The sequence below is a fragment of the Variovorax sp. Varisp41 genome (genome assembly GCF_047325085.1).
Lineage (GTDB): Bacteria > Pseudomonadota > Gammaproteobacteria > Burkholderiales > Burkholderiaceae_C > Variovorax.
The window spans coordinates 5,652,523-5,669,803 of record NZ_CP168540.1 but is presented as its reverse complement, the minus strand read 5'-3'; the positions used below and the strand labels follow the sequence as shown (position 1 = coordinate 5,669,803).

General features: G+C 70.0%; 15 protein-coding genes. 5 read left to right on the top strand and 10 right to left on the bottom strand.

Annotated elements, in window-relative coordinates:
• Positions 1–6: 6 nt before the first annotated feature.
• The 5 genes from ACEN9J_RS26270 to secA all read right to left on the bottom strand — a co-directional run bounded on the left by ACEN9J_RS26270 (position 7) and on the right by secA (position 7,437).
• Positions 7–1,971, bottom strand: a complete 1,965-nt coding sequence (locus ACEN9J_RS26270; RefSeq protein WP_413762466.1) for an acyltransferase family protein — start codon at positions 1,969–1,971, stop codon at positions 7–9.
• 86 nt (positions 1,972–2,057) lie between these two features.
• Complete coding sequence (locus tag ACEN9J_RS26265; RefSeq protein WP_261214030.1) at positions 2,058–2,516, bottom strand: NUDIX domain-containing protein; 459 nt, start codon at positions 2,514–2,516, stop codon at positions 2,058–2,060.
• Positions 2,513–3,388 carry an ATP-binding protein gene (locus tag ACEN9J_RS26260; RefSeq protein WP_413762465.1) on the bottom strand — a complete coding sequence of 292 codons (876 nt, stop codon included), beginning with the start codon at positions 3,386–3,388 and terminating at the stop codon, positions 2,513–2,515. Before ACEN9J_RS26260 ends, ACEN9J_RS26265 begins: the two co-directional genes overlap by 4 nt.
• A gap of 7 nt (positions 3,389–3,395) precedes the next feature.
• On the bottom strand, positions 3,396–4,625 hold the full coding sequence (gene argJ, locus ACEN9J_RS26255) for a bifunctional glutamate N-acetyltransferase/amino-acid acetyltransferase ArgJ (RefSeq protein WP_413762464.1): 1,230 nt from the start codon (positions 4,623–4,625) through the stop codon (positions 3,396–3,398).
• A 25-nt stretch (positions 4,626–4,650) separates the two neighbouring features.
• Positions 4,651–7,437: a preprotein translocase subunit SecA gene (secA, locus tag ACEN9J_RS26250; RefSeq protein ID WP_261214034.1), complete on the bottom strand. Its 2,787-nt coding sequence runs from the start codon at positions 7,435–7,437 to the stop codon at positions 4,651–4,653.
• A 221-nt stretch (positions 7,438–7,658) separates the two neighbouring features.
• Here secA and ACEN9J_RS26245 point away from each other — a divergent pair, with 221 nt between their 5' ends.
• From ACEN9J_RS26245 to ACEN9J_RS26235, 3 genes are all read left to right on the top strand, one after another.
• Positions 7,659–7,967, top strand: a complete 309-nt coding sequence (locus ACEN9J_RS26245; RefSeq protein ID WP_057592112.1) for a hypothetical protein — start codon at positions 7,659–7,661, stop codon at positions 7,965–7,967.
• A gap of 66 nt (positions 7,968–8,033) precedes the next feature.
• Positions 8,034–9,023 carry an ornithine cyclodeaminase family protein gene (locus ACEN9J_RS26240; protein ID WP_413762463.1) on the top strand — a complete coding sequence of 330 codons (990 nt, stop codon included), beginning with the start codon at positions 8,034–8,036 and terminating at the stop codon, positions 9,021–9,023.
• A 23-nt stretch (positions 9,024–9,046) separates the two neighbouring features.
• Entirely contained in the window at positions 9,047–10,189 is a 1,143-nt protein-coding gene (locus tag ACEN9J_RS26235) for a DSD1 family PLP-dependent enzyme (protein ID WP_413762462.1), read from the top strand.
• Between the two features lie 36 nt (positions 10,190–10,225).
• Here the strand turns inward: ACEN9J_RS26235 and ACEN9J_RS26230 are convergent, their stop codons facing one another.
• Both ACEN9J_RS26230 and ACEN9J_RS26225 read right to left on the bottom strand, forming a co-directional pair.
• Positions 10,226–11,368: a threonine synthase gene (locus ACEN9J_RS26230; protein WP_413762461.1), complete on the bottom strand. Its 1,143-nt coding sequence runs from the start codon at positions 11,366–11,368 to the stop codon at positions 10,226–10,228.
• A 32-nt stretch (positions 11,369–11,400) separates the two neighbouring features.
• The gene (locus tag ACEN9J_RS26225) at positions 11,401–12,309 is read right to left on the bottom strand and encodes an amino acid ABC transporter substrate-binding protein (protein ID WP_057591409.1); all 909 of its coding nucleotides are present in this window, start codon (positions 12,307–12,309) and stop codon (positions 11,401–11,403) included.
• 165 nt (positions 12,310–12,474) lie between these two features.
• On the opposite strand from ACEN9J_RS26225, the gene ACEN9J_RS26220 reads away from it, so the two are divergent.
• A complete protein-coding gene (locus ACEN9J_RS26220) occupies positions 12,475–13,101 on the top strand; it encodes a transcriptional regulator (protein WP_057591408.1) in 627 nt (208 codons plus the stop codon).
• Positions 13,102–13,114: 13 nt separating this feature from the next.
• On the opposite strand, the gene ACEN9J_RS26215 is transcribed toward ACEN9J_RS26220, so the two are convergent.
• Complete coding sequence (locus ACEN9J_RS26215) at positions 13,115–14,092, bottom strand: Bug family tripartite tricarboxylate transporter substrate binding protein (protein WP_413762460.1); 978 nt, start codon at positions 14,090–14,092, stop codon at positions 13,115–13,117.
• Positions 14,093–14,135: 43 nt separating this feature from the next.
• The gene (locus ACEN9J_RS26210; RefSeq protein WP_413762459.1) at positions 14,136–15,341 is read right to left on the bottom strand and encodes a pyridoxal-phosphate dependent enzyme; all 1,206 of its coding nucleotides are present in this window, start codon (positions 15,339–15,341) and stop codon (positions 14,136–14,138) included.
• A gap of 74 nt (positions 15,342–15,415) precedes the next feature.
• Between ACEN9J_RS26210 and ACEN9J_RS26205 the strand changes: the two genes are divergently transcribed.
• Positions 15,416–16,336 (top strand): LysR substrate-binding domain-containing protein, encoded by a 921-nt coding sequence (locus ACEN9J_RS26205; RefSeq protein WP_057591406.1) that lies wholly within the window; start codon positions 15,416–15,418, stop codon positions 16,334–16,336.
• Positions 16,337–16,340: 4 nt separating this feature from the next.
• Here ACEN9J_RS26205 and ACEN9J_RS26200 read toward each other — a convergent pair whose 3' ends face one another.
• Positions 16,341–17,207 (bottom strand): alpha/beta fold hydrolase, encoded by an 867-nt coding sequence (locus ACEN9J_RS26200; RefSeq protein ID WP_413762458.1) that lies wholly within the window; start codon positions 17,205–17,207, stop codon positions 16,341–16,343.
• Positions 17,208–17,281 lie beyond the last annotated feature (74 nt).

The window sequence follows — 17,281 nt, the reverse complement described above, 5'->3', positions numbered from 1 at the left end:
GTCCTTTCAATTGCCCGCGCGCGGCGGCGCGGGTGCGAGAAACGCCGTGTCGACGTAGCTCGCGTGGTCACGGATGTAGGCCGGACGCAGATGGTTGTTGTCGAGATAGGCCGGTCCGCCGTCGGGCATGGTGCGCAGGCACCGGCCCTCGCGGCACAGGCGACCGGCCGCGTCGATCGGCTCGGCACCGCTCGCCGCCGCGATCGCCAGCAGCCGCTCGTTCAGCCGGGCCTGCCCGGATGGCTGTACCGCCGTGCCGGCCATCGCCAGCACGCTCAGCGTGCCCAGGCGGCTGCCCGAGATCATGCGGCCCGGCTCGAAATCGCTGCCCATCGGGTTGTCCAGCAGCAGGTAGACCTTCTTGTGGCGCGCGAGTTCGCCCAGCAGCTTCTGCAACGATGCCAGCGCCGGCTCGATGCCGGGCCCGCCGTCGTTGATCGGCAGCGCCGAAGTGCCGTCCTCGAACACGTAAGGCATGTAGAAGTTGCCGGTGAAGTAGCAGTTCCAGCAGGCACCGACCACCACGGCGTCGATCTTCGGATCGAAGGCCGCCTCGAGCATCTGCGCGCGCCGCGGCGCGCAGCCCGGATTGATCGGCACCATCATGCCCGGCACCGGCGCGCAGGCCGGGTATTCGAAGAAGTAGGTGGTGGACATGGTCTCGGGCGAACGCTGCGCCAGTGCGCGCGCGCGCGGCGCGTACTGCGAGATGTGGCTGTCGCCGATCACGAGCACCTTGCGCGCGCCCTCGCCCGCGCGGCGCACGAAGTTGCCGTCGAGCGTCTCGGAGGCGAGCCCCGCGTAGTACTCGCCGTCCGAGGAGGCATTGCTCAGCGTCTGCAGCATCGGGTCGTCGTGCCGCGGCGCGGGCAGGCCCAGTTGCACCGCGACCGCCACGGCGATCACCGCGATGGCGCTGCCGCCCAGCACGCGCAGCGTAGCGGGCTCCGTGCGCACCCGGACCGCGCGTTCCACCGTGCGGTAGGTGAGCCAGGCCAGCGCCACGCTGGCCGCGACCATCGCGGCGCTCAGGGCCGCCGACGGCGCCGCGCCCTGCACGATGCGCGCATAGGACAACAGCGGCCAATGCCACAGGTACAGCGGATAGCTGATCAGCCCGATGCCCACCATCAGCGGATTCGACAGCAGGTACCGATTGAGCACCCCCTGCGGCCCCGCCGCGATGCAGCTCGCCGCGCCCAGCACCGGCAGCAGCGCCCACCAGCCCGGAAACGCCTTGTCCGCGCGGATCGTCGTCAGCGCCAGCACGATCAGCCCCACCCCCAGCACCGACTGCACATGGCTGCGCCACGCGGGCTTCGTCACCCCGGCATCCCTCAACCGCATGCACGCCAGGATCCCGCCCGCCATCAGCTCCCAGAAGCGCGACAGCGGCGAATAGAACGCCGCCGTGCGAAACGGATGGATCGTCAGCACGTTGATCAGGAACGACACCACCGCCAGCGCCCACAGCACGCGCAGCATCGGCCAGCGCCGACGCCACGCCAGCGCCAGGAGCGGCGGCCAGAAGATGTAGAACTGCTCCTCGATCCCCAGCGACCACAGGTGCAGCAGCGGCTTGGTCTCCGCCGCCGTGTCGAAGTACCCCGCCTCGCCCCAGAACACGAAGTTCGCGATGAAGGCCGCCCCGCCCGCGGCCTGCTTGCCCAGCTCCACGAACTCGCGGTTCAGCAGCACGTACCAGCCGAAGGCCAGGGTCGCCGCCAGCACCAGCATCAGCGCCGGGAAGATGCGCCGCACGCGCCGTGCGTAGAAGTCGCGGTAGCTGAAGTCGCCCGCGGCCTGGCTTTGGAGAATGATGGTCGTGATCAGGAAGCCCGAGATCACGAAGAAGATGTCCACCCCCACGAAGCCACCGGGCAGCGCCTTCGGGAAGGCGTGGTACGCCACCACCGAGGCCACGGCCACGGCGCGCAGGCCATCGATGTCGGGGCGGTACTTGGGATGCATCCGTCTCTTGTTCGTTCTTCGCTCAGGCCCGCGGCGCGCGCCGCCGGGGTCCTGGGGGCGGCGCAGGCATCGCCACGCCGCGGCACTCAGGCCAGGGTCGATACGGCCTGGGCCGCCGACGCGGGCAGGCCGCGCTCCTGCACCAGCCATTCGAGCACCGGCAGCGCGCCGGGCAGCACCGGCGCCACGTCCAGCGGCAGGTGCTGCCAGGCCATCTGCTGGCCTTCGCGCATCTCGAAGTCGCCGTGCCAGGCCGTGACCTTGCACCAGTGCAGGCGCACCAGCGCATGCGGGTAGTCGTGCTCGGTCACCTTCCAGACCGTGGCGCCGTCGATGGTGATGCCGAGCTCTTCCTGCAGCTCGCGCCGCAACGCCTCCTCGACCGTCTCGCCGGCCTCGATCTTGCCGCCCGGAAACTCCCAGTAGCCCGCATAGGGCTTGCCGGGCGGACGGGTCGACAGCAGCAGCGCATCGTCGGCCGTGCGGATCAGCACGCCGACCGCGACCTCGGTGTGCTTGCGCGGCTGACCCGGCTCCGTGCTCATGCGCCGGCCCGTCCCGCGTAATCGCGCGCGAACTGGTAGGCCACGCGACCACTGCGCGAACCGCGCTCGAGCGCCCAGACCAGCGCCTCGGGCCGCGCGGCCTCGATCGCGGCGGCATCGACACCGAACGAGGACAGCCACTGGGCCACGATGGTGAGGTACTCGTTCTGGCTGAACGGGTAGAAGCTGACCCAGAGGCCGAAGCGCTCCGACAGCGAGATCTTCTCCTCGATCACCTCGCCCGGATGGACCTCGCCATCTTCGGTGTGGGTGTAGCTGAGGTTGTCCTTCATGTACTCGGGCAGCAGATGGCGCCGGTTGCTGGTCGCGTAGATCAGCACATTGGGCGTGGCCGCGGCGACCGAGCCGTCGAGGATCGACTTGAGCGCCTTGTAGCCCGGCTCGCCCTCGTCGAAGCTCAGGTCGTCGCTGAAGACGATGAACTTCTCGGGCCGCTGCGACACCACCTCGACGATGTCGGGCAGGTCGGTGAGCTCGGCCTTGTCGACCTCGATCAGGCGCAGGCCATGCGGCGCGTAGGCCTGCAGGCAGGCGCGGATCAGCGAGGACTTGCCGGTGCCGCGCGCGCCGGTCAGCAGCACGTTGTTGGCCGGCTTGCCCTCGACGAACTGGCGCGTGTTGCGCTCGATCTTGTCCTTCTGGACGTCGATTTCCTTGAGCGAGTCGAGCGCCATCGCGGCCACGTGCCTGACCGGCTCGAGCACGCCGTGGCCCGAGCTGCGGCGGCGGTAGCGCCAAGCAATGGAAGCGTTCCAGTCGGCCGGCTCGGCCAGCGGCTGGGGCAGGATCGATTCGATGCGGGTGATGAGCTGCTCGGCGCGCTCGATCAGTCTCTGGAACTGCTCGTTCATCGAAAAATCAGGACCTGTAGTCGGCGTTGATCGACACGTAGTCGTGGCTGAAGTCGCAGGTCCAGACGGTTTCGCTGGCATTGCCGCGGCCGAGGTTCACGCGCACCGTGATCTCGCTTTGCTTCATCACGCGCTGGCCGTCCTCCTCGCGGTAGGCCGGGTTGCGGCCGCCCTTGACCGCCACGTGCACGTCGTCGAGGAACAGGTCGATGCCGGTCTGGTCGAGGTCGGCGATGCCCGCGTAGCCCACGGCCGCGAGGATGCGGCCCAGGTTCGGGTCGCTGGCATAGAAGGCGGTCTTGACCAGCGGCGAATGCGCGATCGCATAGGCCACCTGGCGGCATTCGGCGGCATCGCGGCCGCCGTCGATCTGCACCGCGATGAACTTGGTCGCGCCCTCGCCGTCGCGCACGATGGCCTGCGCGAGCAGGCGCGCCACGTCCTGCATCGCGGCCACGAGCGCCTGACCCTCGGCCGAATCGAGCGAGGTGATGGTCGCGTGCGCGGCCTTCTGCGTGGCGATGACCACGAAGGAATCGTTGGTCGAGGTGTCGCCGTCGATGGTCACGCGGTTGAACGAAGCGTCGGCCAGCTGCTTGGCCAGCGGCTGGATCAGCGCCGGGTCGATCTTCGCGTCGGTGGCCATGAAGCCCAGCATGGTCGCCATGTTCGGGCGGATCATGCCGGCGCCCTTGCTGATGCCGGTGACGCTGACCGTGGCGCCGCCGATCCGCACCTGGCGGCTGAAGGCCTTGGGCACGGTGTCGGTGGTCATGATGCCTTCGGCGGCACGGGCCCAGTGGTTATCGGCGGCATCGGCCAGCGCGGCGGGCAGGCCGGCCTCGATGCGGTCGATCGGCAGCGGCTCCATGATCACGCCGGTCGAGAACGGCAGGATCTGCTCGGGCGCCAGGTCGAGCTGGCGCGCCAGCGCGATGCAGGTGGCGCGGGTGCGCGCCAGGCCGTCCTCGCCGGTGCCGGCGTTGGCATTGCCGGTGTTGATCAGCATCGCGCGGATGCCGTGGCCGGCCGCGAGGTGGTCGCGGCAGACCTGCACCGGCGCGGCGCAGAAGCGGTTCTGCGTGAACACGCCGCCGACCGCGGCGCCTTCGTCGATCAGCACGACCGTCAGGTCCTTGCGGTTGGCCTTGCGCACGCCCGCTTCGGCCACGCCGATGCGGACGCCGGGGACCGCGAACAGGGCGGCGGGATCGGGAGCGGACAGGTTCACGGGCATGGCGGTATCTCTTCGGAGTTGCGGGTCAGCTGAGTTTGCCGTGGCAATGTTTATATTTCTTGCCACTGCCGCAGGGGCACGGGTCGTTGCGGCCGACGCGCGCGAAGGCGGCCGCCTCGGCGCTCAGCGTGCCCAGGCCCGCGGCCGCGATGCGGCGCTGGCTTTCCTCGTCGACGCGCACCTCGACCTCGCCGGTCTCGGTGGGCGCCGAATAGGTGATGTTCGAGACGTTCTCGCCGCGGTTCTCCATCGCCTCGGCCGCCTGATCGAGCTGCTCGCTCGACTGCACGCGCACCGTCATGAGCTGGCGCGTGACCTCGTTCTTGACCGAGTCGAGCAACTGGCCGAACAGCTCGAAGGCCTCGCGCTTGTATTCCTGCTTGGGCTGCTTCTGCGCATAGCCGCGCAGGTGGATGCCCTGGCGCAGGTAGTCGAGCGAGGCCAGGTGCTCGCGCCAGTGGGTGTCGATGCTCTGCAGCAGCACCATGCGCTCGAACTGCGTGAAGTTCTCGGCGCCGATCAGCGCGACCTTGGCGTCGAAGGTCTCGTTGGCGGCCTGCACCACCTTCTCGACGATGTCCTCGTCGGAGATGGCCTCGGAGCCCTCGACGATCTTCGCGAGCGGCATGTCGATGCCCCACTCGTTGAACAGGGCCTGCTCGAGCGCCGGGATGTCCCACTGCTCTTCCACCGACTCGGCCGGCACGTACTGGCGCACCAGGTCGGTGAAGCAGCCTTCGCGCAGCGCCGCGATCTGCGCGCCGAGGTCGCCGGCGTCGAGGATGTCGTTGCGCTGCTGGTAGATCACCTTGCGCTGGTCGTTCGACACATCGTCGTACTCGAGCAGCTGCTTGCGGATGTCGAAGTTGCGCGCCTCGACCTTGCGCTGCGCGCTCTCGATGCTGCGCGTGACGATGCCGGCCTCGATGGCTTCGCCGTCGGGCATCTTCAGGCGGTCCATGATCGCCTTCACGCGGTCGCCCGCGAAGATGCGCATCAGCGGATCGTCCAGGCTCAGGTAGAAGCGCGAGGAGCCCGGGTCGCCCTGGCGGCCCGAACGGCCGCGCAGCTGGTTGTCGATGCGGCGCGACTCGTGGCGCTCGGTGGCGATGATGCGCAGGCCGCCGAGCGACTTCACGAACTCGTGGTCGTTGTTCCACTCGGCGCGGATGTGCTCGATGTCGGCCTTCTTCGCGGCCTCGTCGCGGCCTTCGTCGGCCTCGACCGCCTCGATCATCTTCTCGATGTTGCCGCCCAGCACGATGTCGGTACCGCGGCCGGCCATGTTGGTCGCGATCGTGATCATCTTGGTGCGGCCGGCCTGCGCCACGATGTCGGCCTCGCGCGCATGCTGCTTGGCGTTGAGCACCTGGTGCGGCAGGCCCGCCTGCGTGAGCAGGCCGTCGATGATCTCGGAGTTCTCGATCGAGGAGGTGCCCACCAGCACCGGCTGGCCGCGCTCGTAGCACTCGCGGATGTCCTGGATCGCCGCCTCGTACTTCTCGCGCGTGGTCTTGTAGACGCGGTCGAGCTGGTCGTCGCGCTTGCTCACGCGGTTCGGCGGGATGATCATGGTTTCCAGGCCGTAGATCTCCTGGAATTCGTAGGCCTCGGTGTCGGCCGTGCCGGTCATGCCGGCGAGCTTGCCGTACAGGCGGAAGTAGTTCTGGAAGGTGATCGAGGCCAGGGTCTGGTTCTCGGCCTGGATCTCCACGCCTTCCTTGGCTTCCACGGCCTGGTGCAGGCCGTCGCTCCAGCGGCGCCCGGTCATCAGGCGGCCGGTGAACTCGTCGACGATCACCACCTCGCCCTGCTGCACCACGTAGTGCTGGTCGCGGTGGTAGAGGTGACGGGCGCGCAGCGCCGCGTTCAGGTGGTGCATCAGCGTGATGTTGGCCGGGTCGTAGAGCGAGGCGCCCTCGGGCAGCAGCTTGAATTCGCCGAGGATGCGCTCGGCGTTCTCGTGGCCGTCCTCGGTCAGGAACACCTGGTGCGTCTTCTCGTCGACCGTGAAGTCGCCGGGCACCGTGACGCCCTCGCCGGTGCGCGGGTCGGCTTCGCCTTCCTGCTTCTTGAGCAGCGGCACCACCTTGTTGATCGCGAGGTACAGGTCGGTGTGGTCCTCGGCCTGGCCGCTGATGATCAGCGGCGTGCGGGCCTCGTCGATCAGGATCGAGTCCACCTCGTCGACGATCGCGTAGTTCAGCTTGCGCTGAACCCGGTCGCCGGGCTCGTAGACCATGTTGTCGCGCAGGTAGTCGAAGCCGTACTCGTTGTTGGTGCCGTAGGTGATGTCGCTGCCGTAGGCGGCCTGCTTCTCCTCGCGCGGCATCTGCGGCAGGTTGATGCCGACCGTGAGGCCGAGGAAGTTGTAGAGGCGGCCCATCCAGGTCGCGTCGCGGTTGGCCAGGTAGTCGTTGACCGTCACCACGTGCACGCCCTGGCCCGACAGCGCGTTCAGGTACACCGGCAGCGTGGCGGTCAGCGTCTTGCCTTCGCCGGTGCGCATTTCGGAGATCTTGCCGTTGTGCAGCGCCATGCCGCCGAGCAGCTGGACGTCGAAGTGGCGCATCTTCATCACGCGCTTGGAGCCCTCGCGCACGGTGGCGAAGGCTTCGGGCAGCAGGTCGTCGAGGCTCTCGCCCTTGGCGATGCGGTCCTTGAACTCCTGGGTCTTGGCGCGCAGCGCGTCGTCGCTCAGTTTTTCGAATTCGGGTTCGAGCGCGTTGATGCGCGCCACCGTCTTGCGGTACTGCTTGAGCAGCCGATCGTTGCGACTGCCGAAGATCTGGGTCAGGAAGTTGGTGGCCATGGGTGGAGGTGGGCGGGCACCTGACACGACAGGCACTGCGACCGGATTCCCTAAGATATGGTGAGAGCAGTTGGGCGCACCGCCTTCAAAAGCAAGCCTTCGAAGCCGGAAGCCCGTGCCGGTTATCGGGTAGTCGGGTTATCGGGTTTGAACGATTTTCCCGGCGGGACCGCCGGCAAACCAGGCATTTTAGCTGTCTTGTTTCACCCACAGAATTACGAATGAATCGCCGTTCCACGCCCCCGTTCACGCTGCAGCAGGCGGCCGAGGATTCGCCCACGCTGGCGAGCCTGATCGCCCGTGCGCGCGACGCCGGCGACCGGCTGCGCGCGGTCGAGGAATTGATCCCGCCGCTGATGCGCCCCGCCATCCAGGCCGGTCCGGCCGAGGGCGACGAATGGTGCCTGCTGGTCAAGGGCAGCGCCGCGGCCGCCAAGCTGCGCCAGCTGGCACCGATGCTCGTGACCCGGCTGCGCAACCGCGGCTGGGAGATCCGCAGCATCCGCATCAAGGTACAGACCGGACGCTGAAGCCCGCGGCGGCCGGCCGCCTTCCTTGCATTTTACTTTTCGTCTGGAATTGGATAATATTTCCAGATGAATGAAGCTCCATCGTCGCCCGCCGACGCCTCGCTGCTGCTGCTCGACCGGCACCAGGTCGACGCCCTGCTCGCTCCCGAGGACGTGCTCGAGGCCGTGCGCGAGGCCTTCGCGCTGCACAGCGCGCGCGAGGGCCGGGTGTTTCCGGTGGTGCGCGAGCCGCTGGCCACCGGCGGCGTGTTCGGCATCAAGTCGGGCGACGTGCCCGCGCAGGGGCTGCTGGGCTTCAAGGCCGCGGGCTTCTGGCCGGCCAACCGCGCGCGCGGCGGCGAGCCCCACCAGGCCACGATCCTGCTGATCGACCCGCTGACCGGCCGGCCGCAGTGCCTGATCGACGGCAACGCGGTCACCACGCTGCGCACCGGCGCGGCCGGTGCGCTGGGCCTGCGCACGCTCGCGCGGCCCGGCAGCACGCGCGCCTGCGTCTTCGGCACCGGCGTGCAGGCGCGGGTGCAGCTCGAGTTCGCGCTGCGCACCCTGCCCGCGCTGGCCGAGGTGCGCTACGTGAGCGCCCGCGGCGGGCGCGACGCCAACTTCGAGGCCGCCTTCGCCGCGCGCTGCGCGATAGCGCCGGCAGCCGACCGCCACGAGGCCGTGGCCCACAGCGACCTCGTGATCACCGCCACGCCCGGCGCCGGCGCGCTGTTCGACCTGGAGGCCGTGCAACCCGGCACCCATCTGAACTGCGTGGGCGCCGACACGCGCGGCAAGCGCGAGCTGCCCGACGGCCTGCTGCCGCGCGTGCGCCTCGTCGTCGACGACCGCGTGCAGGCACGGCAGATCGGCGAAACCCAGTGGGCGCCCGACACCGCCAGCATCGAGCTCGGCGACCTGCTCTCGGGCCGCGCGGCCTTCGAGCGCGCCGCCGACGACATCACCGTGTTCGACATGACCGGCCTCGCGCTGCAGGACCTGACCGTGGCGCGCATGCTGCAGCGGCGCGCGGCCGCGACCGGCACCGGCACGCGCATCGCCTGGCCCTGGTAATTCCCTCCTCGTCCCTCCCCGCCATGACCACCACCCCCTCCCTCGCCGAGCTCGACACCCCCGCCGCCCTGATCGACCTGCCGCGCATGCAGCGCAACATCGCGCGCATGCAGGAGCGCATGGACGCGCTGGGCGTGCGCTTCCGCCCGCACGTGAAGACCAGCAAGTGCACGCCGGTCGCACGGGCGCAGCTCGCGGCGGGCGCGCAGGGCATCACCGTCTCCACGCTCAAGGAGGCGGCACAGTTCCATGCCGACGGCATCGACGACATCCTCTACGCGGTGGGCATGGCCGCGGCCAAGCTGCCGCAGGCGCTCGCGCTGCGGCGCGCGGGCTGCCGGCTGAAGATCATCACGGACAGCCTCGCCTCGGCCCGCGCCATCGCCGATTTCGGCCGCGCGCAGGGCGAGGCCTTCGAGGTGCTGATCGAGATCGACACCGACGGCCACCGCTCGGGCATCAAGCCCGGCGAGGCCGCGCTGCTCGAGGTCGGGCGCGTGCTGCACGACGGCGGCATGCGGCTCGCGGGCGTGCTCACGCATGCGGGCTCGAGCTACGAGCTCGACACGCCCGAGGCACTCGCGGCCATGGCCGAGCAGGAGCGCGCGGGCTGCGTGCAGGCTGCCGAGCGGCTGCGCGCGGCCGGCCTGCCCTGCGCGGTGGTCAGCGTGGGCTCCACGCCCACCGCGCTGTCGGCCGCGCGGCTCGACGGCGTGACCGAGGTGCGCGCCGGCGTCTACGTGTTCTTCGACCTCGTGATGCACAACATCGGCGTCTGCGCGCCCGAGGACATCGCGCTGAGCGTGCTGGCCACCGTCATCGGCCACCAGGCCGAGAAGGGCTGGGCCATCCTCGACGCGGGCTGGATGGCGATGAGCCGCGACCGCGGCACCGCGAAGCAGAAGCACGACTTCGGCTACGGCCAGGCCTGCGACCTCGAGGGCCGCGTGATCGAAGGCTATGTGCTGAGCGGCGCGAACCAGGAGCACGGCATCCTGTCGCTGGCGGACGGCACGGCCGCGGACATCGTCGAACGCTTCCCGATCGGCACGCGGCTGCGCATCCTGCCCAACCATGCCTGCGCGACCGGTGCCCAGTTCCCCGAATACCAGGCACTCGCGCAGGACGGCAGCCTGCGCGCCTGGCCGCGCCTGCACGGCTGGTAAAGCGAGCGCCCCGCTGCGCGCGGGGCGCCCGGTCGATCAGCCGGCCGCCCCCGCAAACAGCTCGGTCATGAACTGCGTCGACTTGAGACCGGTGCCGGTCAGCAGCACCACCGTCTTCTCGCCCGCGCGGATCTCGCCGCGCTGCTCCAGCAGTTCGATGGCGGCAGCGGCCGACGAAGAGGTCGGCTCGGCATAGAGCCCCGTCGCCGCCAGCCGCCGCACGGCCGCCGCGATCTGTTCCTCGGTCAGCGCCACCGTGCCGCCGCGCGTCTCGCGCAGCGCCTGCAGGATCTCGCGCAGCCGCACCGGCCGCTTGATCGCCGTGCCCTCGGCGATGGTCGGCGCCACCGCGCGCTCGACCAGCGTCTCGACACCGGCCGTGAAGCTCGCATCGATCGGCGAGCAGTTCAGCGGCTGCGCGACGAAGATGCGCGGCAGCCGGCGGATCTGCCCGGCCGCCAGCAGCTCCTGGAAGCCGATGTGGCAGCCCAGCACGTTGCTGCCCGCGCCGGCCGGAATGATCACGTTGTCGGGCGCCTCGAAGCCCAGGTCCTCCCAGAGCTCGTAGGCCAGCGTCTTCGTGCCCTGCAGGAAGAACGGGTGCCAGTTGTGGCTGGCGTAGAAGATCTCGTTGGACTGGCGCACCGCCTCCTCCTCCGAGGCCTCGCGCGGGCCGGGCACGAGCTGCACCTCGGCGCCGAAGGCGCGGATCTGCGCCACCTTGGGCGCGGGCGTGTAGGCGGGCGCGAGCACCTTCACGCGCAGGCCCGCCGCGGCACCGGAGGCGGCGATCGCGGCGCCGCCGTTGCCCGAGCTGTCCTCGAGCACCGCGTCGACGCCGATCTGGCGCAGGAAGGACATCATCACGGCCGCGCCGCGGTCCTTGAAGCTGCAGGTCGGGTTGAACCACTCGAGCTTGAAGAAGGGCTCGAGCCCGCCCCAGCGCTTCTGCACGAGCGGCGTGCAGCCCTCGCCCAGGCTCGCGGGCTGCTCGATCGCCACCGGCAGTGCCGCGCGGTAGCGCCACAGCGAGCGCACGCGCGTGTCGATGTCGTCGCGCGAGATGCCGGGCAGCGGCGTAATCATCATCGGATGGCCGTCGTCGGAGCGCCAGCGGCGCTCGAGCAGGCCGTGGGTGCGGCCGGTGCGGGGGTCGATGTAGTGCGGGGTGTTCGGCATGGATCGGGTCCTTCGTTGCTTGATGAATGGATTCAGCGGGCCTGGTAGGCCTCGGAAGGGTTGTCGTTCGGCGCCGCGATCGCCTGGCGCAGCGCGGCGCTCATCGGCAGGTTCAGCGCCGCGTTGCGCGGCGGGATCGGCTGCACGAACCACTTGTCGTAGAGCTTCGCGAGCTCGCCGTCGGCCATCAGCCGGCGCAGCTGGGCATCGACCGCGGCCTTGAAGGCCGGGTCGTCGCGCCGCAGCATGATCGCGATCGGCTCCACCGCGAAGGTCTCGCCCGCGATGCGGAAGTCGCCCGGCGTGCGCGCGCTCGCGATGTTGCCCGCGAGGATGTTGTCGTCATCGATCCAGGCGTCGGCGCGGCCGGTCTGCAGCATGAGGAAGCTGTCGCCCGTGTCCTTGCCGTAGACCTCCTGGAACTCGACGCCGGCCGCCTTCTTGTGCAGCCGCGCGGTCTTCACCGCGCTCGAGCCCGAGGTCACGACCACCGTCCTGCCCTGCAGCTGCGCGATCGACGCGATGCCCGACTTCGCGGCCACCGCGAGCCGCACCTCGGTGACGTAGGTGGTGAGCGCGAACGCCACCTCCTTCTGGCGCGCCGCGTTGTTGGTGGTGGTGCCGCACTCGAGGTCGACCGTGCCGTTGCGCACCAGCGGAATGCGGTTCGACGAGGTCACGGGCTGGTAGTCGATGGCCAGCGCGGGCAGCCGCTGCGCCTCGCGCAGGCCGGCGATCACGCGTTCGCAGAGCTCGACGTGGTAGCCGGTGTAGCGGCCCGCGCCGAGCGCATAGGACAGCGGCGCGCCCGAGTCGCGCACGCCCATCGCGATGCGGCCGCTGTCGGCGAGCTTGCGCAGGGTGTCGGCCGAGGCCGGGCCGGCACCGGCGGCCAGCAGCGAGAGGACGAGGACAGGGAACGCCAGACGGATCTTCTTCATGGGTTTCTCCGAGCAGAGAAAGAAAGAGGGAAGTCGGCGCGCCGCCCGCGAAGGCGGCCGCCGGAGGGCACCGCGGTTCCAGACAATATATCCATTAATGTACTTTTTGTACAGTTTTGGCGCGCGGTTTGGATGCTTCGTCCAGACCTGGATACATTCACCCGCATGAAGAAGAAGTCCGACAAGCACCTGCTCGAGATGCTCGACCACATCGCCGAGGGCCTGGGCCAGACCTTCGCGCCCTTCTGCGAGGTGGTGGTGCACGACCTGCGCAATCCCGACAACGCGATCCATGCGATCGAGAACGGCCTGAGCGGCCGGCAGGTCGGCCAGTCGGTCACCGAGCTCGGGCTCGCGCGCATCCGAGATCCCGAATTCCCGGCCGTGATCGCGAACTACGCCAATGCCTTTCCCGACGGCCGCAAGGTCAAGAGCACCTCGATCGGCATCAAGGACGAGCACGGCGAGTACGTGGCCGCGCTGTGCCTGAACGTGGACCTGACCCTGTTCCAGAGCTTCCAGAGCGCGATGTCTCAGTTCACGCGCATCGACGACAGCGAGGTGCGCGAGCACCTCGAGCCGGGCAGCGGCCAGTCCGAGCGCATCCATGCGCGCATCGACGCCTTCGCGGCCGCGCGCGCGACCACGCCGCGCTCGCTCAAGCCGGCCGACCGCAAGCAGCTGGTGCAGGAACTGAAGAAGGAAGGCTTTCTCGAGATCCGCCGCGGCGCCGAGATCGCGGCCGCGCACATGGGCGTGTCGCGCGCCACCGTCTACAGCGACGCCCGCTAGGAGTTCGCGCGGCTTACTGCGGCTGCAGCCCGATCTCGCGCGCCACGCGCTGCCAGCGCTCGGCCTCGGCGCGCATGAAGGCACGCAGCTCGCCGGTGGTCGAGCCGCGCAGCTGTACGCCGAGCGCCGACATGCGCTCCTTCACCGAGGCATGGGCCAGCGCCGCGACGGCTTCGGCGCGCAGCTTCTCGACCACCTCGAGCGGCGTGGTGGCGGGCGCGACCAGCGCCCACCACTGGTCGATCTCCATGCCCGCGAGGCCGCTCTCGGCCAGCGCGGGCACGCCCTGCAGGCCCGGGATGTCCACGCGCTTCGCGCTCGCCACCAGCAGCGGCCGGATGCGGCGCGCGCCCACCAGGCTCGAGCCGCTGGCCAGGGTCGCGAAATGGCCGGCCACCGTGCCCGCGGCCACGTCGGTGAGCGCGGGCGCCGAGCCGCGGTACGGGACCATGTTGAAACGGATCCTCGAGCGCTGCGCCAGCAGCTCGCCCGCGAGATGGCTCACGGTGCCCGCGCCGCTGTGCGCGATCGCGGGCGGCGCGGCGCTCGCGGCGGCCGTCTTCATGAAACTGCGGAAGTCCTTGCTGCCCTCGTCCATGCCCGCGAACAGCACCAGCGGCGAGGTGCCGATCATGGTCACCGGCGTGAAGTCGCGCAGCAGGTCGTAGGGCAGCTTCGCCGTCACCGCCGGCGCGATGGCATGCGGCAGCTCGACGATGACCAGCGTGTAGCCGTCGGGCGGCGCCTTGGCGGCGGCATCGGTACCGATCTGGCCGGCCGCGCCCGGCCGGTTGTCGACGATCACCGACTGGCCCAGCGTCTGGCTCATGCGTTGCGCCATGGCGCGCGCGATGGCATCGGTGCTGCCGCCCGCGGCCCAGGGCACGACCAGCTTCACGGGCCGGTCGGGAAAGGCGCCCGCCCGGGCGTTGCCGGTGGCGCCCAGCAGGGCGCCTGCCGATGAAACGGCAAGGAAGGTACGTCGGCGCATCGCGTGCTCCGTGAACGAGGGACGAAGGAAGAAAGAACCGGTCTCAGACCGACGGATCGGGCCAGCTCGGATCGCAGGCGGCGCTCGCGGTCAGCATCAGCACCACGTGCGCATCGGCCGCCACCAGGCCGTTGTCGCGCAACTGCCGCAGCGCGCCCAGGCCCGCGGCCGCGCAGAGTTCGGCGCTCACGCCGGCGGCCGTCAGCAGCCGGCGCGCGCCACGCGCCTCGTCGTCGCTGACCACCACCGCGCCGCCCGCGGTGGCGGTGGCGGCCTGCCATTGCAGGTAGGTGACGGTGGCGCCCGCGGTCGAGAACTGCGCCGTGTGGCCCGGATAGCTGCCGTTGACGGCGCCGCCCGCGAGCACGCGCGACAGCCGCGGGAACGGCTCCACCAGCCACAGCCGCGGCAGCCGCGCGATGCGCCCGGCCGCCAGCAGGTCGCGAAAGCCCGCGTAGATGCCCCAGGCCAGGTCGCCGCGCGCGGTCGGCACCACGATGTGGTCGGGCAGGCCACCCTCGGCCAGGCATTCGGCCGCGATCGGCTTGTAGCCCTCGATCGCCAGTGGCGCGCTGCCCAGCGCGGGCAACCGGTAGTTGGTGAGCGCGAAGTAGCCCGGATGCTGCGCGCGCTCGCGCACGAAGGCCCAGCGGCCCGCGTTGTCGGAGAAGGCATAGCGCCGCGCGCCGAGCGCGTCGAGCTGGCGCGCGTAGGCCGCCGGCAGGCCCTCGTAGCCCGCGACCTCGCAGGACAGGCCCGCGGCCCAGGCATAGTGGGCCGCCGAGACCGCGGCATTGCCCGAGGAGGCCAGCACCAGCGTGTGGGCACCGGCTTCCAGCGCCTGCGCCACGCCGACGGCGGTCATGCGGTCCTTGTGCGAGCCGGTCGGGTTGACCGATTCGTCCTTGAGCGCCAGCCGCGCCACGCCGAGGCGCTGCGCCAGTTCGGGCAGTTCGCGCAGCGGCGTGCTGCCTTCGCCGAGCGTGAAGCCCGGCAGGTAGGGCATCGGGAGGCCGGCGTCGGTGCCCGGCAGATAGCTGGCCCGCAGGCCGATGTGCATGCCCATGCTGCGGCAGGCCGGGCAGCCTTCGTTGAGCGAGGTCACCGGATAGAGCGTCTCGCAGCGCAGGCACTGGAGGCCGCGCAGTTGCGGGTTGCGCAACGGCCGCGCGGCATCGGCCGCGAGGGCCTCGTCCGCGGCGTCGGAGGAAAGGTCGGCGGGCAAGGTGTCGAGCGCGTGGAGTGTCATGGCGGGCCGAATCTTATGCGTTCGGAAATAAAATCAGAATGCCCAAAATACTCAACCGATAACGGAACTTATCGATGCGATTTGCGGAGATCGAGACTTTCCGGGCGCTGATGCGCAGCAGTTCCACGCGCAAGGCCGCGGCGCTGCTGCATGTGACGCAACCGGCGATCAGCCAGTCGCTCAAGCGGCTCGAGACGCAGGCGGGCATGCAGCTGTTCCAGCGCACCGGCGGGCGGCTGGTGCCCACGCCCGAGGCGCGCGCGCTGTGGGTGGAGGTGGAGCGCGTGTTCATCGGCATGGACGCGATCGAGCACCGGGTGCGCAGCCTGCGCGACTTCGGCACCAACCAGCTCGAGCTCAGCTGCTACCCGGCCTTCGGGCTGGGCTTCATGCCGCGCGCGCTCGAGCGCTTCAAGGCACACCGCGGCGCGAGCGCCTGGCCGCAGGTGTCGCTGCAGGTGCTGAGTTCCAAGGACGTGCGCGACCGGGTCTCGATGGGCATCTCCGACTTCGGCCTGATGGCCGACGAGCTCTCGCTCGAGGGCCTCGAGCATTCGACCTTCGCGCATTTCCCGGGCGTGGTCGTGATGCCGCAGGGCCATGCGCTCGCGCGCTTCAGGAGCATCGAGCCCGAGCAGCTGGTGGAGGCGCCCTTCCTCGCGCTCAACCCCGAGGACCCCTCGCACCGCCGGCTCGAGGCCGCGCTGGCGCAGAAGAGCCTGGCGCTGCGCATGGTGGTGCAGACGCCCTACGCCGCCAGCGTCTGCGAGATGGCGCTGCGCGGGCTCGGCGTGGGCCTGGTCAATCCGATCACCGCGCTCGACTACGCCGAGCGCGGCCTGGTCGCGCGCAAGCTGTCGGTCGACATCTTCTTCGCATGCATCCTCGCGCTGCCCGCCGGCAAGGTGCTGTCGTCGACCGCGCGCGACTTCCTCTCGGTGATGCGCCAGCAACTGGCCGACGACGAGAAGCGGATGCAACGCTACCTGCGCTGAGCCTTCAGCCCTCGGCCGGCAACCGGCCCAGCAGTTCGCCGATCGCCGCGCCGATCTCCGCCGCATGCGTCTCGAGCGCGAAGTGGCCGGTGTCGAGGAAGCGCACCTGCGCGTTCGGGTTGTCGGTCTTGAAGGCCTCGGCGCCCGGCGGCAGGAAGAAAGGATCGTTGCGGCCCCAGATCGCGAGGAAGGGCGGGCGGTGGATGCGGAAGTAGTCGTGGAACTTCGGATACAGCGCCACGTTGCTCGCGTAGTCGAGGAACAGGTCGAGCTGGATCTCGATGTTGTCGGGCCGCTGCATCAGCGCCCAGTCGAGTTCCCAGGCCTCGGGCGCCACCTGCAGCGGATCGGGCGTGCCGTGCACGTACTGCCAGCGCGTGGCCTCGTGCGTCAGTTGGGCCGCGCGCACGGCCTCGCGGTTGGCCGCGTTCGGCTCGCGCCAATAGGTGCGCAGCACGCTCCAGCCCTCGCTCAGGCCCTGCTCGTAGGCATTGCCGTTCTGCGACACGATCGCGCTCACCCGCTCGGGCCGCGACAGCGCGAGCCGGAAGCCCACGGGCGCGCCGTAGTCGAACACGTAGAGCGCGTAGCGATGCAGCCCGAGCGCGTCGGTGAAGCCTTCGATCACCTTGGCGAGGTTGTCGAAGCTGTACGCGAAGGCCGGCCGCGCGGGCGACTCGGTGAAGCCGAAGCCCGGCAGGTCGGGCGCGACGATGTGGAAGCGGTCCGCCAGCAGCGGGATCAGGTTGCGGAACATGTGCGACGAGCTCGGGAAGCCGTGCAGCAGCAGCAAGGTGGGTCGCGAGCGATCGCCGGCCTCGCGATAGAAGACCTTGTGCGCGCCGACGGCGACGGTGTGGAAACGAACCATGGGAAGACTCCTGCAAGCCGATGGCGGCGCCCGGGGACTCCCGGGCTTGAATAACCTGCTAACGACATTTTTAA

Coding starts and splice junctions, on each gene's coding strand:
- ACEN9J_RS26270 (WP_413762466.1), bottom strand. CDS start 1,971: ATGCATCCCAAGTACCGCCCCGACATCGATGGCCTGCGCGCCGTGGCC.
- ACEN9J_RS26265 (WP_261214030.1), bottom strand. CDS start 2,516: ATGAGCACGGAGCCGGGTCAGCCGCGCAAGCACACCGAGGTCGCGGTC.
- ACEN9J_RS26260 (WP_413762465.1), bottom strand. CDS start 3,388: ATGAACGAGCAGTTCCAGAGACTGATCGAGCGCGCCGAGCAGCTCATC.
- argJ (WP_413762464.1), bottom strand. CDS start 4,625: ATGCCCGTGAACCTGTCCGCTCCCGATCCCGCCGCCCTGTTCGCGGTC.
- secA (WP_261214034.1), bottom strand. CDS start 7,437: ATGGCCACCAACTTCCTGACCCAGATCTTCGGCAGTCGCAACGATCGG.
- ACEN9J_RS26245 (WP_057592112.1), top strand. CDS start 7,659: ATGAATCGCCGTTCCACGCCCCCGTTCACGCTGCAGCAGGCGGCCGAG.
- ACEN9J_RS26240 (WP_413762463.1), top strand. CDS start 8,034: ATGAATGAAGCTCCATCGTCGCCCGCCGACGCCTCGCTGCTGCTGCTC.
- ACEN9J_RS26235 (WP_413762462.1), top strand. CDS start 9,047: ATGACCACCACCCCCTCCCTCGCCGAGCTCGACACCCCCGCCGCCCTG.
- ACEN9J_RS26230 (WP_413762461.1), bottom strand. CDS start 11,368: ATGCCGAACACCCCGCACTACATCGACCCCCGCACCGGCCGCACCCAC.
- ACEN9J_RS26225 (WP_057591409.1), bottom strand. CDS start 12,309: ATGAAGAAGATCCGTCTGGCGTTCCCTGTCCTCGTCCTCTCGCTGCTG.
- ACEN9J_RS26220 (WP_057591408.1), top strand. CDS start 12,475: ATGAAGAAGAAGTCCGACAAGCACCTGCTCGAGATGCTCGACCACATC.
- ACEN9J_RS26215 (WP_413762460.1), bottom strand. CDS start 14,092: ATGCGCCGACGTACCTTCCTTGCCGTTTCATCGGCAGGCGCCCTGCTG.
- ACEN9J_RS26210 (WP_413762459.1), bottom strand. CDS start 15,341: ATGACACTCCACGCGCTCGACACCTTGCCCGCCGACCTTTCCTCCGAC.
- ACEN9J_RS26205 (WP_057591406.1), top strand. CDS start 15,416: ATGCGATTTGCGGAGATCGAGACTTTCCGGGCGCTGATGCGCAGCAGT.
- ACEN9J_RS26200 (WP_413762458.1), bottom strand. CDS start 17,207: ATGGTTCGTTTCCACACCGTCGCCGTCGGCGCGCACAAGGTCTTCTAT.